Source organism: Leptolyngbya sp. BC1307 (genome assembly GCF_002286735.1).
Classification (GTDB): Bacteria; Cyanobacteriota; Cyanobacteriia; order Phormidesmidales; family Phormidesmidaceae; genus Phormidesmis.
Window position 1 is genome coordinate 2,501 of sequence record NZ_NRTA01000095.1, and the last position, 3,082, is coordinate 5,582.

Below are 3,082 nucleotides of genomic sequence, written 5' to 3' on the forward strand. Positions count from 1 at the left end.
AATCTGCCAGTGCCTATAAGTCGCCGGCTCATTCTTCAACAGGCACACTATCACACGTTTAATCGTGCTCTAATTGCTTGTAAGCTCACGGTTTCATGTTCTATTTCACTCCCCTCCCGGGGTTCTTTTCACCTTTCCCTCGCGGTACTCTTCACTATCGGTCACACAGGAGTATTTAGCCTTACGAGGTGGTCCTCGCGGATTCAATCGGAATTTCTCGTGTTCCGACCTACTCGGGATTCAGCTAGTATCCTTAAGCTTTCGACTACGGGACTCTCACCCTCTTCGGTTCACCTCTCAAGTGATTCGTCTAACCGCCAGATTCCATGTCGCTGTCCCACAACCCCAGTAGTAAAAACCACTGGTTTAGGCTCTTCCCGCTTCGCTCGCCGCTACTAAGGGAATCGATTTTTCTTTCTCTTCCTGCAGCTACTTAGATGTTTCAGTTCACTGCGTTAGCTCATACTCACCTATGTATTCAGTGAGCTGTATATAGGGTTGCCCCATTCGGAAATCTCTGGATCAATGCCTGCTTCCGGCTCCCCAAAGCGTATCGTCGGTAACCACGTCCTTCTTCGCCTCTGTGTGCCTAGGTATCCACCGTGAGCCCTTTGTAGCTTGACCTTCCTTGGATAGGAGAAGGTCGATTGCTTATGCAACCGAATAGCTCATTCAAGTCCTTAGCTCTCGCTACTGACTCGCCTAATCTACTCAGCTCATTGGGCTTCTTTGTTCTCAAATGTCTGCAACAGACTTTGAACTACCTTTGCTTTCTTATAGTTTTCTATGCAGTTGTCAAGGTTCTCGCTAGTCTACAAAGACCAGCAGGCTATGATGTTAAACGCTCTACTTCTCGTAGCAGCTCACATCCCTAGTTGCTGATTTTTTTCTTAGCCTGATTGCTCGTCTCAATAAAGCAAAAGCAGTCAATATATTGGTGGAGGTAAGCGGACTCGAACCGCTGACATCCTGCTTGCAAAGCAGGCGCTCTACCAGCTGAGCTATACCCCCCCTTTTGAAAGGATAAAGTATGAATGATGAACGCGGAGTCTAAACTCATCTCTCATCGTTCCTACTTCTGACTTCCGAAGTGGGCCATCCTGGACTCGAACCAGGGACCTCACCCTTATCAGGGGTGCGCTCTAACCACCTGAGCTAATAGCCCGTTTGTCTCGGCGTATCGACTTCGGCCAGACGGCCGATGTCGTAACACCTGAATAATTTGGAAGAGTCTGGACTTAACCAGTAGTAAAAACAAAACCCTCAACGACCTTAGGTGACTACAGCTAAACCCTATTCGCAATTCGCTTTCAGGTATTAACTTAGTAGGTCTCCTTCTAAGGAGGTGATCCAGCCACACCTTCCGGTACGGCTACCTTGTTACGACTTCACCCCAGTCATCAGCCCTGCCTTCGGCGTCCCCCTCCCTAAGGTTGGGGTAACGACTTCGGGCGTGGCCAACTTCCATGGTGTGACGGGCGGTGTGTACAAGGCCCGGGAACGTATTCACCGCAGTATGCTGACCTGCGATTACTAGCGATTCCGCCTTCATGCAGGCGAGTTGCAGCCTGCAATCTGAACTGAGCAACGGTTTATGGGATTAGCGCACTATCGCTAGTTGGCTGCCCTTTGTCCGTTGCATTGTAGTACGTGTGTAGCCCAGGATGTAAGGGGCATGATGACTTGACGTCATCCCCACCTTCCTCCGGTTTGTCACCGGCAGTCTCCTTAAAGTGCCCAACTTAATGATGGCAACTAAGGACGAGGGTTGCGCTCGTTGCGGGACTTAACCCAACATCTCACGACACGAGCTGACGACAGCCATGCACCACCTGTCTCTACGCTCCCGAAGGCACTCTTCCCTTTCAAGAAGATTCGTAGGATGTCAATCCCTGGTAAGGTTCTTCGCGTTGCATCGAATTAAACCACATACTCCACCGCTTGTGCGGGCCCCCGTCAATTCCTTTGAGTTTCACACTTGCGTGCGTACTCCCCAGGCGGGACACTTAACGCGTTTGCTTCGATACTGACCGGGTCGATACGGCCAACACCTAGTGTCCATCGTTTACAGCTAGGACTACAGGGGTATCTAATCCCTTTCGCTCCCCTAGCTTTCGTCCATCAGCGTCAGTAATGGCCCAGTAGAGCGCCTTCGCCACTGGTGTTCTTCCTAATATCTACGCATTTCACCGCTACACTAGGAATTCCCTCTACCCCTACCACTCTCTAGTCCAGAAGTTTCCACTGCCGATTCACAGTTGAGCTGTGAGCTTTAACAGCAGACTTTCTGAACCGCCTACGGACGCTTTACGCCCAATAATTCCGGATAACGCTTGCATCCTCCGTCTTACCGCGGCTGCTGGCACGGAGTTAGCCGATGCTGATTCCTCAGGTACCGTCAGAACTTCTTCCCTGAGAAAAGAGGTTTACAACCCACAGGCCTTCCTCCCTCACGCGGCGTTGCTCCGTCAGGCTTTCGCCCATTGCGGAAAATTCCCCACTGCTGCCTCCCGTAGGAGTCTGGGCCGTGTCTCAGTCCCAGTGTGGCTGATCGTCCTCTCAGACCAGCTACTGATCGTCGCCTTGGTAAGCCTTTACCCCACCAACTAGCTAATCAGACGCGAGCTCATCTACAGGCTATAAATATTTCACCTCTCGGCACATCGGGTTTTAGCAGCAGTTTCCCGCTGTTGTCCCCATCCTGTAGGCAGATCCTCACGCGTTACTCACCCGTCCGCCACTCACCTCCGAAAAGGTTCGTTCGACTTGCATGTGTTAAGCACGCCGCCAGCGTTCATCCTGAGCCAGGATCAAACTCTCCATTTTAGTAAAACAGATTGAACCAATCAATCTCTGCCACAACAAAAATGCCGCAACAAAAACTAACCAACTCAGTTCGTCTCAGTCTCAAGCTATTTACTAGCTATCTTTATTGCATTCTGACAATAGCTATGCTACCATCAGAGCAATTTACATTCATTAACGAGGGTCTCGTTAATTCTCTCTTCCAAATTATTCGCTTTTCTAGGTGCTACTCCTCGCCTCCGGTAGTAACCGCCGTGGCGGTCGCTCCCTTCAGCGC

2 tRNA genes and 2 rRNA genes (1 of these 4 only partly in view) are annotated in these 3,082 nt (G+C 50.6%); all 4 read right to left on the reverse strand.

The window, feature by feature from the left end:
• A 23S ribosomal RNA gene (locus tag CKL79_RS21785) occupies positions 1 to 624 on the reverse strand (it extends 2,261 nt beyond the left edge of the window).
• Between the two features lie 311 nt (positions 625 to 935).
• Positions 936 to 1,011 (reverse strand) — tRNA-Ala (locus tag CKL79_RS21790).
• Positions 1,012 to 1,091: 80 nt separating this feature from the next.
• Positions 1,092 to 1,165: transfer RNA gene (locus tag CKL79_RS21795), tRNA-Ile, on the reverse strand.
• A 173-nt stretch (positions 1,166 to 1,338) separates the two neighbouring features.
• Positions 1,339 to 2,826 (reverse strand): 16S ribosomal RNA (locus tag CKL79_RS21800).
• The 16S and 23S rRNA genes sit together here with 2 tRNA genes alongside, the layout of an rRNA operon.
• Positions 2,827 to 3,082 lie beyond the last annotated feature (256 nt).